20 protein-coding genes are annotated in these 24,326 nt (G+C 27.6%); 17 read left to right on the forward strand and 3 right to left on the reverse strand.

Annotated elements, in window-relative coordinates:
* The first annotated feature begins 30 nt into the window (after window positions 1-30).
* From IC174_RS06160 to IC174_RS06195, 8 genes are all read left to right on the forward strand, one after another.
* Complete coding sequence (locus IC174_RS06160; protein ID WP_227433073.1) at window positions 31-399, forward strand: GntR family transcriptional regulator; 369 nt, start codon at window positions 31-33, stop codon at window positions 397-399.
* 1 nt (window position 400) lies between these two features.
* Entirely contained in the window at window positions 401-1,126 is a 726-nt protein-coding gene (locus IC174_RS06165) for an ABC transporter ATP-binding protein (RefSeq protein ID WP_227433074.1), read from the forward strand.
* Window positions 1,120-1,884, forward strand: coding sequence for an ABC transporter permease (locus IC174_RS06170; protein WP_227433076.1), 765 nt, complete (start codon window positions 1,120-1,122; stop codon window positions 1,882-1,884). The genes IC174_RS06165 and IC174_RS06170 overlap by 7 nt, the downstream gene beginning before the upstream one ends.
* Before the next feature lie 254 nt (window positions 1,885-2,138).
* The gene (locus IC174_RS06175; RefSeq protein WP_227482403.1) at window positions 2,139-3,389 is read left to right on the forward strand and encodes an MFS transporter; all 1,251 of its coding nucleotides are present in this window, start codon (window positions 2,139-2,141) and stop codon (window positions 3,387-3,389) included.
* Between the two features lie 184 nt (window positions 3,390-3,573).
* The gene (locus IC174_RS06180) at window positions 3,574-4,458 is read left to right on the forward strand and encodes a mechanosensitive ion channel family protein (RefSeq protein ID WP_227433080.1); all 885 of its coding nucleotides are present in this window, start codon (window positions 3,574-3,576) and stop codon (window positions 4,456-4,458) included.
* Window positions 4,459-5,021: 563 nt separating this feature from the next.
* On the forward strand, window positions 5,022-5,639 hold the full coding sequence (locus IC174_RS06185; protein ID WP_227433082.1) for a PepSY domain-containing protein: 618 nt from the start codon (window positions 5,022-5,024) through the stop codon (window positions 5,637-5,639).
* A gap of 107 nt (window positions 5,640-5,746) precedes the next feature.
* Window positions 5,747-8,278, forward strand: coding sequence for an FAD-dependent oxidoreductase (locus tag IC174_RS06190; protein ID WP_227482404.1), 2,532 nt, complete (start codon window positions 5,747-5,749; stop codon window positions 8,276-8,278).
* A 216-nt stretch (window positions 8,279-8,494) separates the two neighbouring features.
* A complete protein-coding gene (locus IC174_RS06195) occupies window positions 8,495-9,115 on the forward strand; it encodes a TVP38/TMEM64 family protein (RefSeq protein ID WP_227433084.1) in 621 nt (206 codons plus the stop codon).
* A 128-nt stretch (window positions 9,116-9,243) separates the two neighbouring features.
* On the opposite strand, the gene IC174_RS06200 is transcribed toward IC174_RS06195, so the two are convergent.
* Both IC174_RS06200 and IC174_RS06205 read right to left on the reverse strand, forming a co-directional pair.
* Window positions 9,244-9,780 (reverse strand): metal-dependent hydrolase, encoded by a 537-nt coding sequence (locus IC174_RS06200; protein WP_227433086.1) that lies wholly within the window; start codon window positions 9,778-9,780, stop codon window positions 9,244-9,246.
* Window positions 9,781-9,892: 112 nt separating this feature from the next.
* Window positions 9,893-10,597: a superoxide dismutase gene (locus IC174_RS06205; RefSeq protein WP_285891625.1), complete on the reverse strand. Its 705-nt coding sequence runs from the start codon at window positions 10,595-10,597 to the stop codon at window positions 9,893-9,895.
* A gap of 171 nt (window positions 10,598-10,768) precedes the next feature.
* Here IC174_RS06205 and asnB point away from each other — a divergent pair, with 171 nt between their 5' ends.
* Window positions 10,769-12,652: an asparagine synthase (glutamine-hydrolyzing) gene (gene asnB, locus IC174_RS06210; protein WP_227482405.1), complete on the forward strand. Its 1,884-nt coding sequence runs from the start codon at window positions 10,769-10,771 to the stop codon at window positions 12,650-12,652.
* Between the two features lie 73 nt (window positions 12,653-12,725).
* On the opposite strand, the gene IC174_RS06215 is transcribed toward asnB, so the two are convergent.
* Window positions 12,726-14,162 carry a trypsin-like peptidase domain-containing protein gene (locus IC174_RS06215; RefSeq protein ID WP_227482406.1) on the reverse strand — a complete coding sequence of 479 codons (1,437 nt, stop codon included), beginning with the start codon at window positions 14,160-14,162 and terminating at the stop codon, window positions 12,726-12,728.
* A 329-nt stretch (window positions 14,163-14,491) separates the two neighbouring features.
* Here IC174_RS06215 and IC174_RS06220 point away from each other — a divergent pair, with 329 nt between their 5' ends.
* The 8 genes from IC174_RS06220 to IC174_RS06255 all read left to right on the forward strand — a co-directional run bounded on the left by IC174_RS06220 (window position 14,492) and on the right by IC174_RS06255 (window position 24,284).
* Window positions 14,492-15,070, forward strand: a complete 579-nt coding sequence (locus IC174_RS06220; protein WP_227433090.1) for a TerD family protein — start codon at window positions 14,492-14,494, stop codon at window positions 15,068-15,070.
* Between the two features lie 34 nt (window positions 15,071-15,104).
* Entirely contained in the window at window positions 15,105-15,683 is a 579-nt protein-coding gene (locus tag IC174_RS06225; RefSeq protein ID WP_227433091.1) for a TerD family protein, read from the forward strand.
* An 85-nt stretch (window positions 15,684-15,768) separates the two neighbouring features.
* Window positions 15,769-16,398, forward strand: coding sequence for a TerD family protein (locus IC174_RS06230; RefSeq protein ID WP_227433092.1), 630 nt, complete (start codon window positions 15,769-15,771; stop codon window positions 16,396-16,398).
* Window positions 16,388-19,147, forward strand: a complete 2,760-nt coding sequence (locus IC174_RS06235) for a calcium-translocating P-type ATPase, PMCA-type (protein ID WP_227482407.1) — start codon at window positions 16,388-16,390, stop codon at window positions 19,145-19,147. Before IC174_RS06230 ends, IC174_RS06235 begins: the two co-directional genes overlap by 11 nt.
* A gap of 84 nt (window positions 19,148-19,231) precedes the next feature.
* Window positions 19,232-20,794 carry a YceG family protein gene (locus IC174_RS06240; protein WP_227482408.1) on the forward strand — a complete coding sequence of 521 codons (1,563 nt, stop codon included), beginning with the start codon at window positions 19,232-19,234 and terminating at the stop codon, window positions 20,792-20,794.
* Window positions 20,795-21,931 carry a toxic anion resistance protein gene (locus IC174_RS06245; protein ID WP_227433096.1) on the forward strand — a complete coding sequence of 379 codons (1,137 nt, stop codon included), beginning with the start codon at window positions 20,795-20,797 and terminating at the stop codon, window positions 21,929-21,931.
* 60 nt (window positions 21,932-21,991) lie between these two features.
* Complete coding sequence (locus tag IC174_RS06250; RefSeq protein ID WP_227482409.1) at window positions 21,992-23,068, forward strand: HpcH/HpaI aldolase/citrate lyase family protein; 1,077 nt, start codon at window positions 21,992-21,994, stop codon at window positions 23,066-23,068.
* Entirely contained in the window at window positions 23,046-24,284 is a 1,239-nt protein-coding gene (locus IC174_RS06255; protein ID WP_227482410.1) for a phosphoribosyltransferase family protein, read from the forward strand. Before IC174_RS06250 ends, IC174_RS06255 begins: the two co-directional genes overlap by 23 nt.
* The last annotated feature ends 42 nt before the right edge of the window (window positions 24,285-24,326 follow it).

A 24,326-nucleotide genomic window follows, 5' to 3' on the forward strand; every position in this document is an offset into this window, starting at 1 on the left:
AATATAATAACACAATGAGGAGGCATGAATATGGAATGGGAACTTGATAATAACAAACCTATATATATACAATTAGTAGAACATCTAAAGTTAAAAATAGTTTCAGGGGAAATAAAAATAGGTTCTAAATTAGAAACAGTAAGAGCACTTGCTGAGGATGCTGAAGTTAATCCAAATACGATGCAAAAAGCTTTAACAGAACTGGAAAGACAAGGATTGGTTTATAGCCAAAGAACAAAAGGAAGATTTGTAACAGATGATAAGGAAAAAATAAAAGCTATGAAAGAGGAAATAGCCAATGTTGAAATAAATACATTAAAAGAGACTTTAGTAAAACTTGGATATGACGAAGATGAAATGTTAAAACTTATAACAGAAAATTTGAAAGGAGAATTATAAAATGGATAAAAATATAAATGATGTTTCTCAAAATGACATAGTTGAATTTAAAGGTGTAAATAAAAGCTATGGAACTAAAAAGGTTTTAAAGAATGTTGAATTGAATATACCAAAAGGAAAAATAGTTGGCTTGTTAGGTCCTAATGGAAGTGGCAAAAGTACAATGATTAAATTGATGAATGGATTATTACAACCTGATGATGGTGAAATTATGATAAATGGAATGAAGCCATCTATAGAAACAAAGAAAATAGTATCATACCTACCAGAAAGAACTTATTTAAACGACTGGATGAAAGTATCAGATTTACTTAAATTTTTCTATGATTTTTATAGTGATTTTGATGTTAGAAGGGCAAATGAAATGATTAAGAGTTTAGATATTGATGTAGATGAAAAATTAAAAACAATGTCTAAAGGAACTAAAGAAAAAGTACAACTTATTCTGGTCATGTCAAGAAAAGCAAATATATATATTTTAGATGAGCCTATTGGAGGTGTTGACCCAGCTGCAAGGTCATATATACTTAAGACTATACTAAAAAACTATTATGAGGATAGTACTTTGCTGATTGCAACTCATTTAATAAGTGAGATAGAAAATATATGTGATGAAGTAATATTTATATCTAAAGGTGAGATAGTACTACAAGGAGATGTTGAATCAATAAGAGAGGAAAAAGGTAAATCTATAGATGCATTATTTAGGGAGGAATTCAAATGTTAGGAAAACTATTAAAATATGAGTTAAAGGCAAGTGGAAGAACGTTTATACCATTATATATAGCTATAATAGTAGTGGCTATATTAAATGGAATATTTATGAAGATTGATATATTCCAAATACAAGGAATAGGAATACTTGTACTTACAAGTCTTTTTATGGCACTGGGTGTTTTAACTATTGTAGTTACAATTCAAAGATTTAGAAAAAATCTTTTGGGAGATGAAGGCTATTTAATGTTTACTCTTCCTGTTAGTACTAGTTCACTTATATTATCCAAATGTATAACAGCACTTATATATGCGGTACTTAGTTTTATAGTTGCAGTAGGTACATTTGCAGTACTAATGTTTTTTAGTGCTTCTGGAATTGCATTTGCTGAGATTTTAGATTTTTTTAATAATGTTTTCAGATTGGGGTTTGAAAATTTTTTAGATATGTTCTTGCTATTATTAACAATGCTTATTTCATATACTTCATTTATTTTATTGCTATATACAGCAATTTCAATGGGGCAATTACCAAAGTTTAATAAACATAGAAATGTATCTGCATTTGTTTCTTTTATAATTATAAATATGATAATATCAACTGTTGGTAGTACAATTGAAAGATTTTTACCAGGAGAAAATACTAACATGATTTATCATTTATATCAAAGTTCTCATTTTATGTTTGCTATACTTGGTAGTATTATAATTTTAGTAATATTATTTATTGCTACAAAATATATACTAGATAGAAATTTAAATTTAGAATAGATATTTTTATAAAGAGCCATCTTTTAGAGTTACTTTAAAAGATGGCTCTTGTTTACTTTAAGAATTAATTAAGTATTATATAAACAGGAATAAATTCTTATATATGGTTAAATGTGTATGTGTATTGTATAATAGAAATGCATATTAAAAATTTTGATAAATAATTACAAAATTCTTATAAACACATACTGTAAATAGAAAGTCTACAAACAGAGTAATAAAAGTTAAAATTACATAGATTTGAGGGAGAAAATATGAAAAGTTATACAAAGACTAAATGGAGTGTTTGGGGCATAATTACATTTTCATTTATTTTAGTCTTATTTTTAAGGATGTCAACTGCTGTTGTCTCAGATAATTTAGCAAAAGAGTTAGGGTTTAATTCTATACAAATATCAAATATAGCATCATTTTGCCTTTACTCATATGCACTTATGCAAATACCAGCAGGTATATTAATTGATAAATATGGAGCAAGAAAGATTAGTAGTATTGGAATAATAACGGCTAGTATAGGTTCGATACTATTTGGATTAATACAAAATATAGAATTAGCATATCTTTCTCGTATAGTTGTAGGAGCAGGAACATCAGTAATATTACTCTGTATCTTAAAAATTCAAGGTAGATGGTTTGATAAATCGGAGTTTGCTTCTGCAACAGCTAAGTTCTCATTTGTTGGAAATGTGGGAGGAGTTCTTGCTACTTTTCCGCTAGTATTTTTGTCCGAATTTATTGGTTGGAGAAATTCATTTTTATTAATAGGTATAATAGGTATTTTAATTGGATGTTGTATGTATATTATTGTTAGAGATACACCAAGAGAATATGGATTTAATGTAAATGTTGATATTTATGAAGAATCAGAAAAAATTAGTATTATTGAAGGGATTAAGTCCGTTATAATTAATAAGTCAACATGGTATAATTCAATAATAATGTTTTCTTTTGTAGGTTTAACAAGTGCATTTACAAGTCTTTGGGGAGTAAGATACATAATGGATGTTTATGGAGTTAGTAAGAGTTTTTCTGCGTTTATAGTATCATTTTTTACATATGGATTTATATTTGGTTCAATAATCATGGATTTTGTGTTTGCAAAAATAAAGTCTAGCAAGTTTAACATAATAAAATATGGTGCAATGATAGACTTATTTATATGGATAATAATTGTAATTGTTTTTAAAGTAAAACCACCAATAATGTTTTTACCAGTAGCATTTTTTATAATGGGGTGTATAGTCATGTCACATCTACAAGTATTTAATGATGCTAAATATAAAAATAAAGAGATTTATTCTGGATTGGCAACTAGTGTTATTAATACCTTTGAATTTATAGGAAGTGGTATTATTAATTTAATCATAGCTATATCTTTACAAATAAATTTCTATAATACAGTTGATGGATATAAAAGAGGATTTATTGTATTTATAGTATTAAGTATTATAACTATAATAGCATCTCATATTGGTGTAAAAAATGATGATTTTAAAACTCAATAGCATTTTCATAGTGGCTTAGCATAAAGTTCTACAAATAATAGAAGGTTTGGATTTAGAAAAAAGAGCTAACTGGAATATAAATCTTGTTTACTATGATTAAATGATATTGTATCATATTAAATAGAAAAATAAGAACTTTAAACTATAATATTGGTTCTAAAATATAAAGTAAGGAGTTTTTTCTATGGATACAACAAAAATAGATGATATAAGTAAGTTAGATTTAAATAATCTAGATATTAATAAAATGGACATGGGTGGTTTGATGGAAAGCCTTTTGGAATGGGCAACTACAAGTGGAGTAAAACTTATAATAGGTTTACTCATACTTTCAATTGGATTTAAAATAATAAAAAAAATTGTAAACCATGTCATGACAGTTCTTGGCAAAAGAGATGTCGATTTAACTTTAAGAAGGTTTTTGAAATCTCTTCTTTTAAGTGTACTTAAAGTTGCTGTTATAATAGTTGTTCTTGAATACTGGGGGATGAGTTTATCTAGTTTTGCTGCTGTAATAGCTTCAGCAGGGGTAGCGATAGGTTTAGCGCTGCAAGGTAGTTTATCAAATTTTGCTGGAGGATTTATTATACTTTTGATTAGACCTTTTAAAGTAGGAGATTACATAGAAGCAGCAGGTCATGGAGGAACAGTTGAGCAAATAGGACTTTTTTATACTCAATTAGCTACTCCAGATAATAAGCAGATACTTATACCAAATGGCTCTGTATCAAATGATAGTCTGATAAATTATTCTGCAAAAAATACTAGAAGGGTTGATTTAGTTTTTAGTGTAGGATATGAAGATGATATATTACATGTTAGAAGAGTCTTAAAAGAAATTGTAAATAGACATAAATTAATAATAAATGAACCAGAACCATTTATAGGAGTAGTAGAACATGGAGATAATGCCATTAAATTTGCAATTAGGGCTTGGTGTAAGACAGAAGACTATTGGACAATTTACCTTGATTTATTAGAAGATGTTAAAATTAGATTTGATGAAGAAGGAATTACAATACCTTATCCTAAAATGGATTTAACAGTTAGGGAACTAAATAAAATTTAAGTTTTTAATTATATAAAGGGGATGCTATTTAAAGCATCTCTTTTAGTTGTTTTTATTTTATGTAGATTTTTTATTTTCATATTTAATTAATGATAATTTTTACTATTTTATAGATTTAAATTTTAAAATTCTGGTATAATAAATTATATTATATAGATTTTAAAAATATTTCATCTTTGAGCGATACACGTATAGTTAAATATTATTTTACGATAGACAGAAAATCATCTTATCTCAGTATTTTAAAATAATAAGAAGTTGTATAACTTTGGATATTTGTGTATCATCCAATTTCATCTCAGTTTATCTCAACATTTCTATTTTTAAGAATAATTATGATTTATAAACAGGTATTATATTAGAAATTTAAAAATTTGTACTCATATCTTATTATTTAGGTTAATTTTCATATAAGTAATATTAAAATAGATTTTTAGCTTTTGATTATAAAGCTTTGAAAATAATTAAAATAAAGTAAGGAAAATATGCAATATAAAAGGGTAAATGAAGGGTTTAAAGGGCATAATATAGAATAAATTAATTATTATTTAAGGAGGATTTTTATGTGTAAAAAATTATATTTATTAGTAGCAAGTATACTTATTGCAGGTTTATTAACTGCATGTAGTGGAAATTCAAATTCAGGACAAGCACCTCAAAATAGCAATACAAAAAAAGAAGCAAATGCTTCAAATAGTGATTTAAAAGATGGCAAAATTGATGAAAGTTTAATGGAACAAGACTTCAAAGTACCTTATACAGATGCAATAAATATGTTTAAAGACAAATATAAGGATGCTGATATAGTAGATTTAAGTCTTGAAAGCGATTTAAATAAATATGTTTATACTGTTGAAGGTGTAGATGATAATAATGAGTATAAGATGAAAATAGATGCTAATACAAAGGATGTATTGCAAGATAAAACTGAAAAATTGGATTCAGAAGATTTAAATGGTAAAGCTAGAAAAGAAAAATTAGATTTAAATGATATAATAACACCTCAAAAAGCTATGGAAATTGCATTGAAAGAACAAGATGGAATAGTAAAAGAATGGAGTTTAGATAAAGATTTAGATGTTACTTTTTATAAAATAAGAATAGATAAAGATAAAAATGAATATGACATAAAGGTAGATTCTAAAAAAGGAACTATACTGGAGGTAGAAAAAGAAGATTAAGAGTTTCAAGTTGCTTTTAAAATAAATTCTTTTTTGAATAAAATTTGTTTAAAATATAACAAATAGGGTATAAAAAGGTTAAATAACTATTTTAGGAGGAGTACGGTATGTCATTAAAATCATTGAAAATAAAAGAAAATTTATATTGGGTAGGTTCACTTGACCCTGATTTAAGAGTATTTGACATAATTATGTATACACCTTATGGAACAACTTATAATTCATATGTCTTAAAAGGCACAGAAAAAACAGTTTTATTTGAAACAGTTAAAGATAAACATTTTGAGAAATATATTGAAAGATTAAATGATTTAAATATAGACTTTGAAAAAATTGACTATATTGTGGTAAGTCATACTGAACCAGACCATGCAGGAAGCGTTGAAAAGCTATTAGATTTAGCAAAAAATGCAAAAGTAGTAGCTTCAGAAACTGCTATTAAGTATCTAAAGGAAATCGTAAACAAAGACTTTGAATATATTGCAGTTGCAGATGGAGATGTGCTATCAATAGGCGATAAGACTTTAGAATTCTTCTCTGTACCTATGCTTCATTGGCCAGATACTATATACACATATATAAAAGAAGATAAAACTCTTGTAACATGTGATTCATTTGGAAGTCATTATAGTAATGACAAGATAGTAAACACTCTTAATGAAGATGAAGAAAAGGATTACTTAGATGCCTTAAGATATTATTATGATTGTATAATGGGGCCATTTAAACCATCTATGGTAACTGCTATAGAAAAGATAAAAGATTTAGATATAGACACAGTGTGCCCAGGTCATGGACCAGTATTGACTGAAAATCCTAGAAAAATTATAGACCTTTATTATAAATGGAGTGTAAATGAACAAGTAAAATTAGAAAAAGAAGTTACAATTTGTTATGTTTCTGCACATGGATATACAAAAATCATGGCAGAGGCTATAAAATCATATATTGAAAAAAATAGCAATTATAAAGTAAATTTATTTGATGTAATAGAGCATAAGCAAGAAGAAATTCTAGATAAAATAGCAGTATCGCAAGGTGTATTATTTGGAACACCAACAATATTAGGGGATGCATTAAAACCTATATGGGATATATTAGTATCTTTAAATCCAGTTCTTCATGGTGGAAAAGTTGCATCAGTATTTGGTTCATATGGATGGAGTGGAGAAGGTATAGAAAATGCTATGGAGAGAATCAATCAGCTTAGAATGACAACAGTGAAACCATTTGCTGTTAATTTTAAACCATCAGGGGAAGAAGTTGACAAATTATATGCTTATACAGGAAAATTCTTAGATAAGTTAAACTCTACTTTTGGAAGTAAAAAGAAGACTAAAAAGTTTAAATGTGTAATTTGTAATGAAGTATTTGAAGGAGATAGTGCTCCTAGTATATGCCCTGTATGTGGAGCCAAAGAGGACCAATTTATAGAAGTTGAAGAAGATGAGGTTACTTTTAGAAAAGATACTGACGAATATTTTGTTATAGTAGGAAATGGTGCAGCTGGTTTCTATGCAGCAGATGCTATAAGAAAAAGAAATAAGACTTGTAAGATAACTATGATTTCTAATGAGGAAGAGTTAACTTACTATAGACCTGCACTTTCTGATGGTATAAATGAAGAACTTAATTCTGATTTCTATATGGAAGATAAAGCTTGGTATGACGAAAACAACATAGTAGTAATATTAGGAACAAATGTAGATAAATTAGATGAAGCAAATAAAACTATTGTAGTAAATGATGGAGCTATTAAATTTGATAAGCTTGTAATAGCCACAGGAAGTAGAAATTTCATACCACCAATTAAAGGTCATGATTTAGAAAATGTATTTACACTTAGAAATATAAAAGACTTATATAATGTAAAAGAAGCATTAGAAAAGTCTAAGAAAGTTGTAGTAATTGGTGGAGGACTATTAGGTCTTGAAGCAGCATGGGAATTTAAATTAAAAGGCTTAGAAGTAGTAGTGGTTGAAGCAATGGATGGTATATTATCAAAACAACTTGATAAAGAAGGCAGTAAAATACTAGAGCAATGTGTAAGAGATACAGGCATAGATGTAAGATTAGGTGTGGCAGTTGATGGTATTGATGGCAATGGAAGGGCCCAAAAAGTTGTATTTAAAGATGGCAATAGTGTTGACTGTGATATGGTAGTCTTTTCAATTGGAGTGAGAGCAAATACTCAGATGGTTCAAGATACATCTGTAAAAATTGATAGAGGTATTGTTGTAGATAATACATTACAGACAAATGTTAAAGATATATACGCTTGTGGAGATGTTACACAAGTAGGAAACACTAGTCTAGCAATATGGCCATCTTCAGTAGAAATGGGAAAAATAGCAGGAGCAAATGCAAGTGGAGATAGTTTGAAATTTGAAAGTGATGTATATCCAGTTTCATTAGATGCTATGAATGTTAAAGTATTTAGTATTGGTAATATACAAGATTTTGATAAAGAAATTTCATCAAAAGATGAAGGTAAAAGAGTATATAAAAAATTATTTATGAAAGATGGTTCATTAGTAGGAGCTATACTTATAAATGATTTAAGTTGCACTGTTAAATTGATAAGATTAATATCTGAAAAAGGGGATTTTGAAGATGTTATGAAGTCAGATATACTATAGTTTAAATATATCTAGATAAAAAGAAAAAGTCTTGAAATATGATAGATTCATATTTTAAGACTTTTTTGTTATAATATATAATAAAATAAAGATACCTTAACTGTAAATTTACATAAATTATTTACTTTTGAATATTAGATTCCTTTTTGAAATTGGTATGTAATAGCAATATAGAGTATATAATAATAGTTAAAGTTAAAAAAGGGGAAAAGCAATATGCAGTATATACAAGAATTACTTGATTTAACTCAAAACTATTGGGTGTTAGCCACAATAATTGGTTTATTAAGTGCATTTATAGAAAGCTTTATACCAGCCTTACCACTTGTGGCGATAGTTACAGCAAATGCTGCTATACAAGGGTTATTACTTGGGTGTTTGCTATCATGGATTGGCTCAGGGCTTGGGACAACCTCATTATTTTTATTAATAAGTAGATTTACTGATAGTAGACTTTTTAATAAGTTGAGAAATAGTAAAACTGAAAGAGCAATAAGTTGGATGGACAAACAGGGATTTAAACTGCTATTTATAGCATATGCTTGTCCATTTATGCCTGGGTGTTTAGTTACTGTTGCATCAGCTTTTTGTAAAAAAGATATAAAAGATTTTGTTCCAGCAATGTTGGCAGGAAAATTTGTAATGTTTATAGTAATAAGTTATGTGGCAAGTGATATAGAAGGATTTATAACAAGTCCACTAAAGATAGCATCATTTATACTATTAGTATTTTTATCATGGAAGATTGGAAGTAAAGTTAATAAAAACCTTGAAAATCATAACTATGAATTTCATCATAAAAAACACGATAATGATAGAGATAACAAAAGAATTTAACTTGTCAAAAAATTAAAATTGTCTTAAAAGAATTAGATTTAAATAAAAATTAAATTTAAAAGTATTCTTTTAAGACAATTTTTTTAATTTATTTAATTAATTTATAAATATGTAGCTATAAAAATACATTAAAATAAAATGTAAAATTGATATCCGATTAAAAAAATAACTATGAAGTTTAAAAGTTTAGATATGAATTTTTCTGTTTTTGAACTAGTTTTTATAGGGAGTAAGGAAATGTTTATAGTAATGGGAAAAAACAATTCGATACCTTCTTTGGTAATAAGGTCAAGACACATGTGAGAAAAATATCCTATTATAAATCCACTAGACAGACATGAAAAAACTATATTGTTGTTGGTAAAGATTGTTAGAGACTTAAAAAAACTACTAATGAGTAATAATGCAAGAAGACTATGGGTAAACCCTCTGTGTCTAAACCTACTTCCAAATAATTTGTAAATTAATATGAATTTTTTACTTATGTAAGAACCTCTCATATCTATATCTGGAAACAATGAACCTAAATATGCAAAATAGATATAGATTATAATTAATACTATTTTATATGTAGTATCGTATTTGACTAAATATATATTATTTATAAAGGGGAGTATCAAAAGCGCTAATATATATCCTCCCCTTTCATGTGTTTCTTTTATCATATAAAAATCCTCCTGAATCGTCACTATAAACACAATATTGGTAAATTTAGACTATCTTTTATTATATTATATAGCAAACATAAGTTTTTTTCAAAAGGATTTTAATATTTAATTACTCTTGAGATTTTAAATTTTTGTAATTTTCTAAAGCTCCATTCCAATTAACTACATTAAACCAGTTGTTAATATATTCATTTCTTCTGTTTTGATATTTTAAATAGTAAGCATGTTCCCAAACATCAAGACCTATGATAGGAGTCAAGTTTTTACTTACAGGGCTATCTTGGTTTGGAGTAGTTATAATGGACAATTTACCATCTTTAGTGGCTACCAGCCAAGCCCAACCAGAACCAAAAACATCTAAAGCTGCTTTTTGGAATTCTTCTTTGAATTTTTCAAAAGAACCAAAATCTCTGTCGATAGCTGCTTTTAAAGATTCAGAAGGTATAGTTTTCTCAGGAGTCATTATATCAAAAAAGAATTTATGATTGTAAGCACCACCTGCATTATTTCTTACTGTTGTAGCAATGTCTTTAGGCAAAGAATCTAAGTTTTGTAATAATTCACATAAAGAATAATTATAAAGCTCAGGATATTTTTCAAGAGCTGCATTTAACTTATCAACATAAGCCTGATAATGTTTATCATGATGTAAAATCATAGTTTCTTTATCTATATATGGCTCAAGTGCATCATAAGCATAAGGTAATGGTTTAACCTTAAACTTGTTATTTTCGGGTGTAAAAGCAAATAAAGTTATACACTGTGAAAGTATAAATAAAGACATAATAACTGGTATTAACATTTTTTTCTTCATAAAAATCACCTCCTAATATAGTATTTCTAGAAATTAAAAAATTATGAAAGATTAGCAGATAATTTATAAAAATTTGATAGTAATTTTTTTAAAATTGAATAAGTTTTGAAGGCAAAGACAAAACTATGAGATATAGGATAATACTAAAAATTAGGAAGGAAATCTGATAATATGTGTGGCAATATTTCAATTTATTATAAAGGAGATATATCTAAAAAAGAAGATATTAAATTTAAAATAAAAGAATCTGTAAATAATATAAATCATATAAGTCTTGATAGTAGAGGATACTTAAAAGGTGAGGAAAAAGAGTTTGATTTTAATAGATTTGATGTAATAGATGTTATACATGGAGTTAAACCATTTGAAAAAGATGGAAAGGTTATAGTTTTAAATGGTGAAATATATAATGGTTGCGAGATAAAAGAAGAATTGATTAAAAAAGGGTACAATTTTGCTACAGATAGTGATATTGAAATCTTATTAACATCTTATATAGCATTTGGAAAAAATTGTGTACATAAGATAAAAGGTATGTTTAGCTTTATAATATATGATAAAGAAAATGAAAGCATATTTGGGGCAAGAGATTTATTTGGAATAAAACCACTTTACTATATAAATAAAGAAAAAGTGATAATCTTTGCATCAGAATATAAATTTATACTCGAGTATGTTAAAAAACTAAATATAAATGAACGAAGTTTACAGAGTTATTTTTCGTTTCAATATGTTCTTCCTGAAGATACTATGATACAAGGAATAAGATTGATACCAGCAGGACATTTTTTTAGAGTGGAAAACGGAATACTATCTTTAAAGAGATACAATAAACTTGAATTTAGGAGTAGTACAAAATTTTTTTACAGTAAGAATCATTTAGGGAATAGAGATATAGGCGAAGAAGAAATGAGAAATGTAGTAATAGATTCGGTAAGAAGACAGGTAGAAGAAAATAAACAAATTGGGACATTTTTGTCTGGTGGTATAGATTCATCAATTATAACCTCTATAGCTTCACAAATTAATCCAAATATAAAGTCTTTTTCGCTAGGTTTTAATGTTAAAGGGTATAGTGAATTGGAAATAGCTAAAAAAACAGCTGATAAATTGGGCATAGAAAACATTCCACTCAACATAACACAAGATGACTATATAAAAGCATTACCGAGTGTAATTTATTTTTTGGATGACCCTGTGGCAGACCCATCAGGAGTAGGTCTTTATTTTTTAATTAAAGAAGCTAGTAAATATGTTAAAATAGCTTTGTCTGGAGAAGGTGCTGATGAATTATTCGGGGGATATAATGTATACAAGGAATATAATAATGTGAAATCAGTTATAAATTCACCAGTGTATATTAGAGGCGTATTAAATAGAGTTTCAGAGCTTATGCCTAATATAAAAGGCAAAAATTATCTTTACAGAGCTACAACACCTTTAGAAAAGAGATATATAGGAAATGCGAAGATTTTTGAAAATAATGAAGTAAAAAGATTCTTTTTTAAATATAAGGAAAAGAATATACATGAGTATTTATTATCAAATTTGTACAGAGAAGCGCAGAAAAATAATTACGATTATATAAGTAAAATGCAACATATAGATGTAAATACATGGCTTCAAGGTGATATACTTCAAAAAGTTGATAAATTCTCTGTAGCTGAGCATCTAGAACTTAGAGTACCTTTTTTAGATAAAGATGTATTTGATGTAGCAAAAAATTTAAGAGTTGAACAAAAAATAACAAAAAATAACACAAAAGTGCTACTTAGAGAATCTTTTAAAGATATAGTACCAGAGCATGTTATTCAGAGAAAAAAATTAGGATTTCCAACGCCAATAAGAGTTTGGTTAAAAGATGATTTAGGAGTTGTTGTAAGAGAAACTATTTCCAATGCAAATGTAGATGAGTTTATTGATAAAAAATATATAATAAAACTTTTAGATGAACATCTAAAAGGTCACAAAGATAATTCAAGGAAAATATGGACTATATTTACATTTTGTCTATGGCATCAATTGTTTATAGAGCATAAAAACATCAAGTATTAATTTTTTCATTATATGGAGAGGGGGAACATATATAATGTTCTCACCCTCTCTATTGGTATGAAGAAAGAGTAAATTAGTTTATTATTTCGATAAAATTATTGGCAAATATTTTGACAAGATGACTTTCCACCGCTAGATTTAAGTTTTGTCCATCATCATATCCAGCAGAAATTAATCCCAGTAAATTGCCAAACATATCTAAAAGAGCCCCTCCAGAACTACCACTAGAGATTGGAGCTGTAAATTGTATCATTTGAACTGTTTCAAAGTCACGAAAAGCAGAGATAATTCCATCTGAAACTGTATTGAAAAGACCTAAAGGGCTTCCAATTGCAACTATTTTTTGGCCTCTTACAGGTTTTTTACTAACCTTGACTGGTATTGATTTACATTCTCTATCAACTTTTATTACAGCCAAATCATAATCTGAGTGGTATTTTATGATTTGATGTGATGTATAAACTTTATCATCATTTTCAAATCTAACTAAAAATGAATAGCCTTCATTAACTACATGGAGATTTGTAAGTATGTAACCTTCACTATTTATGACTACTCCAGAACCGCTCTTGAATGGTTTGTTTTCATTATCACACACAACAATCATAACAACAGAAGTTGATAATTTTGCGAGTTCTTCATATGTAAGTTCTATTTCTTTATCTTTTTTATTTTTTGTAGATGTAAAGTTTGTGTCAACAGAAGTTTGTTCAGATTGAGGTTTATTTATAGGAGTATAAGTTTTGTTATTATTGATGTTCTTATTTATATCTGTATTTAATTTTTCCAAAGGTATATCTAGCATAGTTGGACTTTTTTTAGAAAATTCAACTAAAGTAGAAAATCTAGAACATTCAGGATACAAATCAAGGATATCCTTATGAGGATTTATATATAAAATATCACATCCAAGCTGTGATAAAAAATATAAGAAAAAAAGTTCCTGTCTCTTAATATTTCCAAAATACACTACCTTGGGTGAAACAGTAATTTTAATTTTATTATAAAATAATTTAGGTAGAAAATAATCTATCCAACATAAAAGTTTAACAGCAAAATTTTTAACAATAGAAGGTGTTGAATGTGGTGTGTTTTTAGAAAACAAATCTAATGTATTTTTAAATGCAATTTTTTTTGTCCAATCTAATGTATCATTTTCTATCTTACAAGGAAATTCAATATTGTATAAATTCCAACTGTTAAATTTAGCATCATTATAAGTATTGAAAGTATTGAGCATCTTATCTGTTTGTGATTTATCAAAATTTATATTTAAGTTGTTTAGCCTAATATAGGGAACTGTTATATTGTTAAAAAAATGAGCATCTATATTTTTGATGTTTTTTATGTATTTATCAATCGAATTATCAATACCTATATATCGTGTAAAGTAGACTTCTTTAATATAAGAAGAACTCTTATTTGTATAAGACTTACTAGACATAAATTCATTTAAAGGCTCTTTTGAGTTCTTTATTACAACTTTTAATGGTTTAATAGTACAAATCATATTTTTTCTCCTCTAATAAGATGATATAATCTATTATAAAACATCTTAAAACAATATAGTACAAAGAATTTTGTAGTTTCAAAATAAAATGTATACTTGTATATATAAATGATATATAATTACATATTAAACATAGATTTTATCTATTTAAAAAAATATGTAAAATCTATGTAAAAAGTAAGAAATATAAACATTTTTTTAATTATATTTTAAAAATATCAAGTAAGTTTTATTCACAAATGAATAAAAAATGTTATAATATGATTAAAGAAAAAGATAAATAATTAGCAAGATTTGTTTAGCTAAAATTAACAAGGGAGCGATAAATTATGGGTATAACATTATCAAAAGGCCAAAAGGTTGATTTAACTAAGGGAAACCCAGGGCTTAAAAATATTTTAGTAGGGTTAGGATGGGACACTAACAAGTATGATGGTGGATTTGACTTTGACTTAGATACAGCAGCATTTTTAACAGGAGCAAGTGGAAGTGTTACTAATGATGGAGATTTTGTATTTTACAACAATTTAAAGCATACTTCTGGAGCAGTTGAACATTTAGGTGATAATAGAACTGGTGAAGGTGATGGAGATGATGAGCAAATAGTTGTTGATTTATCTAAGATTCCTGGAGAAATAAGCAAAATTTCTTTTACAGTTACAATTCATGATGCAACAGAAAGAACACAAAATTTTGGGCAAGTAAGTAATTCTTATATAAGAATAGTAGATAAAGATACAAATGAAGAGCTAATAAAGTATGAATTAGGTGAAGATTTTAGTATAGAGACAGCTATAGTAGTAGCTGAAATATATAAACACAATGGAGAATGGAAATTTAACGCACTAGGTTCTGGTTTTGAAGGTGGACTTGCTGCGTTATGTGGAAACTTTGGAATAAACTTATAATTTTAAATATAATAAACTAGAGGGGGTATTTTCCATGGCTATAGTATTAAAAAAAGGACAAAAAATTGATTTAACTAAGGGAAATCCAGGACTTAAAAATATTAGACTTGGACTAGGATGGGATACAAATTCATTTGATAGTGGATATGATTACGATTTAGATGTCAGTGTTTTTATGGTAGGAGAATCTCAAAGAGTTGAAAGAGATGAAGATTTTATATTCTATAATAATTTAAAACATCCATCTGGAGCAGTTGAGCATTTAGGTGATAATAGAACTGGTGAAGGTGATGGAGATGACGAAGAAATATTAGTAAACTTAGATACAATGCCAAAGCATATACAAAAAATAGCTGTAACAGTTACAATATATGAAGCTGCTGAAAGAAAACAAAACTTTGGACAAGTAAGCAACTCATATATAAGAGTTTTAAACTCTGAAAATGACCAAGAAATATTAAGATATGACTTAGGTGAAGAATTTAGTATAGAGACTGCAATTACAGTATGTGAGATATATAAATATAATGGAGAATGGAAGTTTAGTGCAGTTGGAGCAGGATTTGAAGGTGGCTTAGAAGCACTTTGCAGAAACTATGGATTAAGTGTTTAGTATGAGTAACACAGTATATTAAATATAAGTAGCCTATACAAATAATGTATAGGTTATATTATATAAAATTTTATGGAGGTTTAGTATGTCAATTAATTTATCAAAGGGTGATAAAATAGATTTAAAAAAATCCAACCCAGGATTGAGTAATATACTTGTGGGCCTAGGATGGGACCCTGTGCAACAGGCAGGTGGAGGATTCCTTAAGTCTTTATTTGGTGGAGGACAAGCTGATATAGATTGCGATGCATCTGTATTTATGCTAAATCAGGAAGGAAAATTAAGTGGTATAAAAGACTTAATTTATTTTGGAAATTTAAAGAGTGCCTGTAAGTCAGTTTTACATACAGGAGATAACTTAACTGGTGAAGGTGTGGGTGATGATGAACAAATTCTAGTTAATTTAGATAAAGTTCCATCAAATATTCACAGATTATTATTTGTAGTAAATATATACAATTGTATAGACAGAAAACAACACTTTGGGATGATAAAAAATGCCTATATAAGAGTTGAGGACCAAAGCAATAAAAAGGAAATAGCAAAGTATAATTTATCTGATAATTACTCAGAAAAAACTACGCTTATAGTAGGGGTTATATATAGAAAAGATGGAAGTTGGCAGTTTAAAGCAATAGGTGAAGGAACAAAAGATGCGGGTCTTAAAGAAGTAATGCAAAATTTAGACAGGATTGAGTGTGTATATGGAATTTAATAACGATATCAAATATTATAATGTTGACAAAGAAGACGTAACTAAAGACTTATCTGTTAACCCTGATAGAGGTCTATCAGAATCAGAAGTCAAGACTAGAAGAGAAAAGTATGGTTTAAATGAATTTACACCAAAAGAGGAAGGAAGCTTTTGGGATGATTTAAAAGACAGTTTAAGTGAACCAATGATAGTTATTTTAATTATTGCAGCAGTAGTAAGTGCAGTAATTGGAGAAACTCATGATGCAATAGGGATTGTAGGAGCTATAGCAATAGGTATAGCAATAGGTATGATTACAGAAGGTCGTTCTAAGAAAGCAGCAGATGCTCTTTCTAAGATGACTGAAAATATTGAAGTTAAAGTACTAAGAGATGGAGAAATACATCAAATTTCTAAGAATGAACTAGTACCAGGAGATATAGTATATATTGAAACTGGTGATATGGTACCTGCTGATGGTAGACTTATAGAAACTATAAATCTTAAAATTAGAGAAGATATGTTAACAGGAGAATCAGATGATGTATCTAAAAAATGTGATGTAGTAGTTCCAATGGAAGAAATAGAATCTAAAGGAGCACTAGTGGTACAAGAACCAATTCCTGCAAAACAAATAAATATGGTATTTGGTGGTACACTTGTTGCTTATGGTAGAGGAATATTAGTTGTAACTTCAATTGGAGATAGCAGTGAAATGGGTAAAATCGCTCAAAACTTATCAGATGCAGATGAGCAAACTCCACTTCAGATAAAGCTTGGAAATTTAGGTGGATTGATAGCTAAAGTTTCCAGTGCAGTAGCAGGACTATTATTTATATTCATGGTTTTCCAAATGGTAAGTAAGAATGTATTAAATGTTGATATGTCTGGAATTTTACCATTTTTAGAATCAATAGACCCTGTTAAAACAGCCTTTACAGTATGTGTTGCATTGATAGTTGCAGCAGTTCCAGAAGGTCTGCCAACTATGATAAATATGACACTTGCAATAACAATGCAAAAAATGGCTAAAATAAATGCCTTAGTTACCAAAAAAGAAGCTTGTGAAACTATAGGTTCTGTTTCTGTAATATGTTCAGATAAAACTGGTACATTAACAGAAAATAGAATGACAGTAGAAGTTGCATATATTGATGGAAGATATATTGAGAGCTCAGAAGAAGAAATAAATAGTTATTTTGAAGAAAACTGTATGATAAACTCTACAGCTGATGTAGAGCATAATGATAATGATGTTAAGTACCTAGGAAGTGCTACAGAATGTGCATTACTTCTATATTATAAAAATGTAGATTACAGACAAGTTAGAAAAGAATCTAATATAGTAGCTCAAAATCCGTTTACTTCTGATTCAAAAAGAATGACATCTGTCATAGGTCAAGAGAATAATCATGTGTTGTTATCAAAAGGAGCACCAGAAGTATTGCTTGAGCTATGTTCACACATTCAAAGAGGTAAAGACATAGTTCCAATAACTGAAGGTATAAAACATGAGATTTTAGAAGAAATAAAAAAATTACAAGTAAAATCAATGAGAACCTTAGGTTTTGCATATAAAGAAATTTCCCAAGCTGAAGAAGAAGCAGCAGTAACTGCTGAAAGTGATTCTATGAATGTAAGTGCAATGGAAAGTAATTTAGTATTTAGTGGATTTGTTGGTATAAGAGACCCACTTAGAAAAGATGTTATAGAATCAGTGAATACAGCAAATAAAGCTGGTGTTTCTGTAAAAATGCTTACAGGAGACAATATAAATACAGCAAGAGCTATAGGTGAAGAGTTAGGTTTATTAAAAGGAAATATGAGAGCAGTTGAAGCTTCATATATAGACACTTTAGATGATGAAGAATTAAAACAAGAAATACAAACTATTTCGATTGTTGCAAGAAGTAAGCCAGATAGTAAAATGAGAATAGTTTCAGCTCTTCAAAAGAGTGGAGATGTTGTTGCTGTAACAGGTGATGGGATAAATGATGCCCCAGCGCTTTCAAAGGCAGATGTTGGTATAGCAATGGGTATATCTGGTACAGAAGTATCAAAAAGTGCAGCAGATATAATTTTAACTGATGATAGTTTTAGCACTATTGTAAAAGGTATTAAATGGGGTAGAGGAATCTATGATAACTTCCAAAGATTTGTTCAATTCCAATTAACAGTAAATGTAATTGCATTTTTAGTGGCTATAATATCTCAGGTTATGGGGCAAGAAATGCCATTTACAACAATACAATTGTTGTGGGTAAATATAATTATGGATGGGCCACCAGCACTAGCATTAGGTTTAGAGCCTGTTAGAGACCACGTATTAAATAGAAAACCTGTTGATAGAAAAGCAAATATAATTTCTAAGTCAATGGTATATACAATAGTATTAAATGCATTCTATATAACAGCAATACTAATGTTACAATCTACATTTAACTTCTTAGGTGTTGATGAAGCTCATAAGGGAACTGTAATGTTTGCGTTATTTGCTTTTAGTGCATTATTTAATGCATTTAACTGTAGAGAATTTAGTGCAGATAGTATTTTTCCAAACTTTACACATAATAAACTAGCATTACAAATAATAGTTTTAACAGGTATTGCACAAGTAATATTTACTCAGTTATTCCAAGATTTCTTTAACTCTGTAGCTATGGATGTTATGACATGGGTAAAAGTTTTATGTGTTGCAGCAAGTGTAGTTGTAGTCAATGAAGTTGTAAAGTGTGTAATAAGATTAGTAAAACCAAAGAAAACAGCTTAAAACAAATTTTATAAAAAAACAAACTGGCTCAAAATATATATTTTGAGTCAGTTATCAATAAACAATTAAATTGGGAGGATAATTATGGGTGACTCAAAGGTATTTGAAAAAATATTCTCCAGCCAATCAGATAGAGGAAATTACACTCCTTCAAAGGGATATCTAAGTTATTTTATTTCATATATTGGTTTAGAAGATGAGATTTTGTATAATCTTGAAATATTTAAGGCGAAGCAAAATATTGATAGTAGAAAAGATATTGCCTTATTTACTGATGCTATAGCAAATCCTAGTGATTTTGACATTATTAATTATTTTAAAAATGGGCTTAAAAATTATAAAAACAGTACAGAAGATGTAGACATAAGTATTTTAGGGTTTGAAGAAATAGATTATAAAATAAAGCAAGCAATAGATAAAGTATTAAAAGAGGAAGAAAAAGATTTTACTAATGATAGAGTTAAACAAAATTTTATAGTGAAAATAATGGCATGGATAAAGACTTATATTGGTGCCTTAGATATAAATAAAAATGATGCTCCAAAAATAATATTTTATGGAGACATAAAAAAGCATGAAGTCTATCTACTTTTAATATTGTACTTAGCAGGATTTGATATATTATACCTTAATCCAAACTCAAAGAGTAATATAAGTATCTTAAATTTAGATAAATATAAGATAGAATTAGAAGAGGCTAATATAATAGAAGAAAATGTTTCTTTTGAAGATAGAGTTGTTTCAGGTGAAAAGATAGATAAAGGCTCTGTAAAAAAAGCTTTTACTGTTGGAGCAGAAGCATCAAAAAGAATAAGTGAAGAATTGTTAAATGATGCTGGATTTATAAAACCCTGGCAACTTCAAGATAGAAAAATAAAAAGCTTGCTTTTAAGTTCAACTATTGATGAAATATCAATATATTGGAATCAGCCATTAAAATTGAGACCAGGATTTAAGTTTAATGATACTATAGTAGAAACTCCAGTTTTCTTTTCTAAAATCAATGGAATATATAATGATAAAAATGAATACATTAAGTTTTTAGATTTATTAAGAGATTCAGAAAGTTCAACATTTATTGAATTTAATGGAGAGATAGATAGATTTTCAAAAGAATTTACAAGAGAAGCTTTTAGCCTATCATTTGTATTAAATTCAAAAGGTATTATAGATAAAAATTCTGTTTTAAATAATAAAGGATATTCTATTTCAACATTAGCATTAAATCAACAAATTATGATTTTAGAAAAAGTGGAAGAACTTATAGAAGGCAACATGTTTTTAAATGGACTAAGTGGAGAGGATAAAATAAAAGGCTTATTCACAGTACTTCATATGGATAAAAAGCTTGTTCATATGATGAATAATTTCGATTACTCTCTCATAAATCCAAAGTTGGTTATATATATGTATAAGAGCATTGTGTTTGATAAAGAAGTTGTATTCCTAATGCTTTTACTTAGTAAAATTGGATTTGATATTATTATATTATCTCCAGGCGGAGAAAATAATATAGAAAATGTTATAAATAACCAATTGATTGATATACACAGATTGGATAAAATGGTATATGACCTTAAATTGAACTTACTTGAAGATGGAATACCTTTACTTAAAAAAATTTTTGGCAAGAGGAGACGATTTTAAATGGGGATAAATATAAATAATTTTTCAAAAGATAATAATTCTGTAGAGACTGTTGAAAATTTACCTACGACTATACAAGAAGAAAATTTTGATATAATGGAATATACAAATAATAAAAAAAATGAACTTAGAAAGTCTAAAGAGGTGGAGGCTTTAACTTCTCTTATAGAAGTAGAAAATCCAGATACAATTTTACAATTTGGTAGAAAAGCATCTGAAGGAGTAGCTAGAGTTTCTGATAGCCTATTAAACACAATAAAATTAAATAGAAATGAAGAAAATTCTAAGATGCTTGTTCACTTAACTAAAATAATGGATAAGTTTGATTTAGATGATTTTCAAGAAACTAAGGAACCAAATTTTGTTCAAAAACTTTTCAAAAAAGCTAATAATGCTATTGAAATGATGTTTCAAAAGTATGAAACACTGGGAGGAGAAGTTGAAAAGATTCAAATTGAACTTGAACAATATGAAAGAGATATAGCTCTTTCTAACAAGCAAATTGGTGCTATGCTAAATGAAAATTTTGACTTTTATAATGAACTTCAAAAATATATTGTTGCTGGAGAAATGGCAGTAGAAGAAATGGATAATGAAATACTACCATATTTCAAACAAAAATCAGAGACTAGTGGAGACCAAATGGATATTGTCAACTATCAAGAACTATTAAAAGTCTATGATATGTTAAATCAAAGAGTCTATGATTTAAGGATAGCAGAAAATATAGCTATTCAGACTATACCTATGCTTAGAGGTATGCAACATAATAACTATGGTTTAATTAGAAAAATCAATAGTGCCTTTGTTGTAACTCTACCAGTATTTAAACAATGTTTATCTCAAGCTATATTACTTAAAAAGCAAGAATTACAAGCAAAGTCTTTAAAAGCTCTTGATGATAAAACTAATGAATTACTGCTTAGAAATGCACAAAATGTAAGTTCTCAAAGTGCACAAATAGCTAGAATGGCTGGAACAAGCTCTGTGCAAATAGAGACATTAGAAAAAATGTACAATACAATTAAATCTGGTATAGATGAAACTATGAGAATAGAAGAAAATAATAGAGTTACAATTAAGGATAATACAAAGAGATTAGAAGAATTAAATACAGCTATAATTTATAATAAGTAGTATATTAAGGGCTAATTTTGATAAAGTTGGCCCTTTCTATGTATATGAGGAGGCCACACATTGAAATATTTCGATTATATCTGCAAAGAGGATTTAGAGAAAATTTTTTTGAAAGTGCCAGAAGACTTTAATGCCAATACTGAAAAAGATGTACTGAAATATGCACTAGGTGCTTTTTTATACGTTCCAGCGACTCAATATAACATGATTTATAAAAGTATTATAGGTGATGTTAAGGGAGTTAGACCATTAGCTATTTGTTTAGAAGATGCTGTTGGGGCAAATGGAGAATCTGAGGCTATAGAAAATCTTAAATTGATTTTGAAAAATATTAGCAATGAAAATATAACTAATAAAGATGGTATACCATTAATTTTTGTGAGAATAAAAGATGTAGAGCAATTGCTAAGAATTAAAGATATTATAATTAAAAACAATAATACAATAACAGGAATATTGATTCCTAAAGCAAATTCTGAGTTAATTGAAAACTGTATAGAAGTTTTGAATTCTATAGGTCTTCAAAATATGTATGTTATTCCAATAATAGAAACAAGAGAATTCATATATAAAGAAAACAAAGAATTAAGCTTCAGTAGTTTATATAATACTATTTTAAGATATAAATCAAGAATACTCAGTATTAGAATAGGTCTAACTGACATATTAGGTATGTATGGTATAAGAAGAAATAAAAATTTTTCTATATATAATAATTTAATTTGTTCTTCTTTTATATTAGATATAATTACATATCTTCAAAGACCAGAGATAGATATACCAATAAGTGGAGGTGTATCGGAATTTTTTGATATGACAAATGAAGAGATAAGAAATAAGTATATAGAAGAAATACTATTGGATAAATTTCATGGATTAGTTGGAAAGACAGTAATTCATCCAATGCAAATTCAAATTGTACAAGTTTTGTCTGCAGTATCATATGAAGATTTTACTGATGCTTTAGAGATACTTGATAGTACAAATAGTAAATATGGTGTGAGTAAAGGAATATTAGGTGAGAGAATGAATGAAACTAATCCTCATTTTTTATGGGCTAAAAAAACATTGATTTTATCTAAAATATATGGTGTATTAAATAAAGGAGTAGACTATGAAGAATTGCTTAAATTTTAATTGTGAGATTGACATTGTTGATAATCCATTGAACTTAGATTTAAATGATTTTTTAGATATAGGAATAAGAAATAACAGCAAAAGACGTTTTTTATTTATATCAAAAAAACTTGGAAAACATTTAGCTTGTAAGCCAAGTGAAATGGATAATTTAGGGAAACTAATGGCTACGATTTATAATAAAAAAAACAAGGTGGCATCAAATGGAACTGTAATAGCTTTTGCAGAAACTGGGACAGCCGTTGGGCATAGCTTTTTTGATTACTTATCTGGAAATTATGAATTTATTCATACCACTAGAGAGCAATTTGATGAACTAGAAAATTTAGACTTTTTAGAAGAACATTCTCATGCAACAGACCAAAATTTATATTTTGAAATGCTAGACAACTTTAAATTTGGCGATGAAGTAATTTTGGTAGATGATGAAATTACTACAGCTAATACATGTATGAATATAATCAGAAAGATTCAAAGTATCTATCCTAAAAAAATATATACTATATGTTCTATACTTAATTGGGTAAGTGATGAAAATTTAAGAAGAATTAGTAGTCTAGAAATAGAACTTGGATGTAAAATAGAATTTGTGTATTTATTTAAAGGAGACTTTAATTTTGATATAAATGAAGATATTGTTGCAAATTACAATGATAATTGCAATATTAGTAAATTGAGTATTATGAAGGATGATAAAATAAATTTAATAGTAAATCATATCAATGTTGATTTAGAAGATTATATTGGAAATAAAAAATATATAAGATATACAGGTAGGTTTGGAATTAACAAAAGAGAACAAATTAAATTAAAAGAAATTATAAAAAGAGAAAGTAAAAAAATAGTTATAGAAAGTAAAGAATCTTTAAAAAAGAAAGCAGAAAAGGTTCTATTTTTAGGCACTGAAGAATTTATGTATATACCTATGTTATTTGCAAAAGAAAAAGAAAATCAATGTGATATATACTATCATTCAACAACTAGAAGTCCAATAATTAATATTGATAAAAATAATTATCCTGTTAGAAGTAAATTTAAATTAAAGAGTTTTTATAATTTAGATGTTCAAAATTACATTTACAACATAGACAGACATAATTTTTCTGAGTGTTATTTATTTGTTGAGTTAGATAAAAGTGAGAATTCTTATCTGGAATTTATTGATATAATTAAAAATACAAGTATAAAAAAATTGACTATAGTATGTTGTAGCTAAAATGTTTTATCACGATAAAATATATCACAGTTTTAAGATAGG

It is taken from the genome of Clostridioides sp. ES-S-0001-03, assembly GCF_020676075.1.
Taxonomy (GTDB): Bacteria; Bacillota; Clostridia; order Peptostreptococcales; family Peptostreptococcaceae; genus Clostridioides.

Excerpts from the sequence above, each read along its gene's own strand:
- IC174_RS06190 (WP_227482404.1), top strand. The coding sequence starts at position 5,747 with ATGTCATTAAAATCATTGAAAATAAAAGAAAATTTATATTGGGTAGGT.
- IC174_RS06255 (WP_227482410.1), top strand. The coding sequence starts at position 23,046 with ATGAAGAATTGCTTAAATTTTAATTGTGAGATTGACATTGTTGATAAT.
- IC174_RS06185 (WP_227433082.1), top strand. The coding sequence starts at position 5,022 with ATGTGTAAAAAATTATATTTATTAGTAGCAAGTATACTTATTGCAGGT.
- IC174_RS06205 (WP_285891625.1), bottom strand. The coding sequence starts at position 10,597 with ATGAAGAAAAAAATGTTAATACCAGTTATTATGTCTTTATTTATACTT.
- IC174_RS06230 (WP_227433092.1), top strand. The coding sequence starts at position 15,769 with ATGTCAATTAATTTATCAAAGGGTGATAAAATAGATTTAAAAAAATCC.
- asnB (WP_227482405.1), top strand. The coding sequence starts at position 10,769 with ATGTGTGGCAATATTTCAATTTATTATAAAGGAGATATATCTAAAAAA.
- IC174_RS06215 (WP_227482406.1), bottom strand. The coding sequence starts at position 14,162 with ATGATTTGTACTATTAAACCATTAAAAGTTGTAATAAAGAACTCAAAA.
- IC174_RS06225 (WP_227433091.1), top strand. The coding sequence starts at position 15,105 with ATGGCTATAGTATTAAAAAAAGGACAAAAAATTGATTTAACTAAGGGA.
- IC174_RS06175 (WP_227482403.1), top strand. The coding sequence starts at position 2,139 with ATGAAAAGTTATACAAAGACTAAATGGAGTGTTTGGGGCATAATTACA.
- IC174_RS06235 (WP_227482407.1), top strand. The coding sequence starts at position 16,388 with ATGGAATTTAATAACGATATCAAATATTATAATGTTGACAAAGAAGAC.
- IC174_RS06195 (WP_227433084.1), top strand. The coding sequence starts at position 8,495 with ATGCAGTATATACAAGAATTACTTGATTTAACTCAAAACTATTGGGTG.
- IC174_RS06200 (WP_227433086.1), bottom strand. The coding sequence starts at position 9,780 with ATGATAAAAGAAACACATGAAAGGGGAGGATATATATTAGCGCTTTTG.
- IC174_RS06240 (WP_227482408.1), top strand. The coding sequence starts at position 19,232 with ATGGGTGACTCAAAGGTATTTGAAAAAATATTCTCCAGCCAATCAGAT.
- IC174_RS06220 (WP_227433090.1), top strand. The coding sequence starts at position 14,492 with ATGGGTATAACATTATCAAAAGGCCAAAAGGTTGATTTAACTAAGGGA.
- IC174_RS06180 (WP_227433080.1), top strand. The coding sequence starts at position 3,574 with ATGGATACAACAAAAATAGATGATATAAGTAAGTTAGATTTAAATAAT.
- IC174_RS06245 (WP_227433096.1), top strand. The coding sequence starts at position 20,795 with ATGGGGATAAATATAAATAATTTTTCAAAAGATAATAATTCTGTAGAG.
- IC174_RS06170 (WP_227433076.1), top strand. The coding sequence starts at position 1,120 with ATGTTAGGAAAACTATTAAAATATGAGTTAAAGGCAAGTGGAAGAACG.
- IC174_RS06160 (WP_227433073.1), top strand. The coding sequence starts at position 31 with ATGGAATGGGAACTTGATAATAACAAACCTATATATATACAATTAGTA.
- IC174_RS06165 (WP_227433074.1), top strand. The coding sequence starts at position 401 with ATGGATAAAAATATAAATGATGTTTCTCAAAATGACATAGTTGAATTT.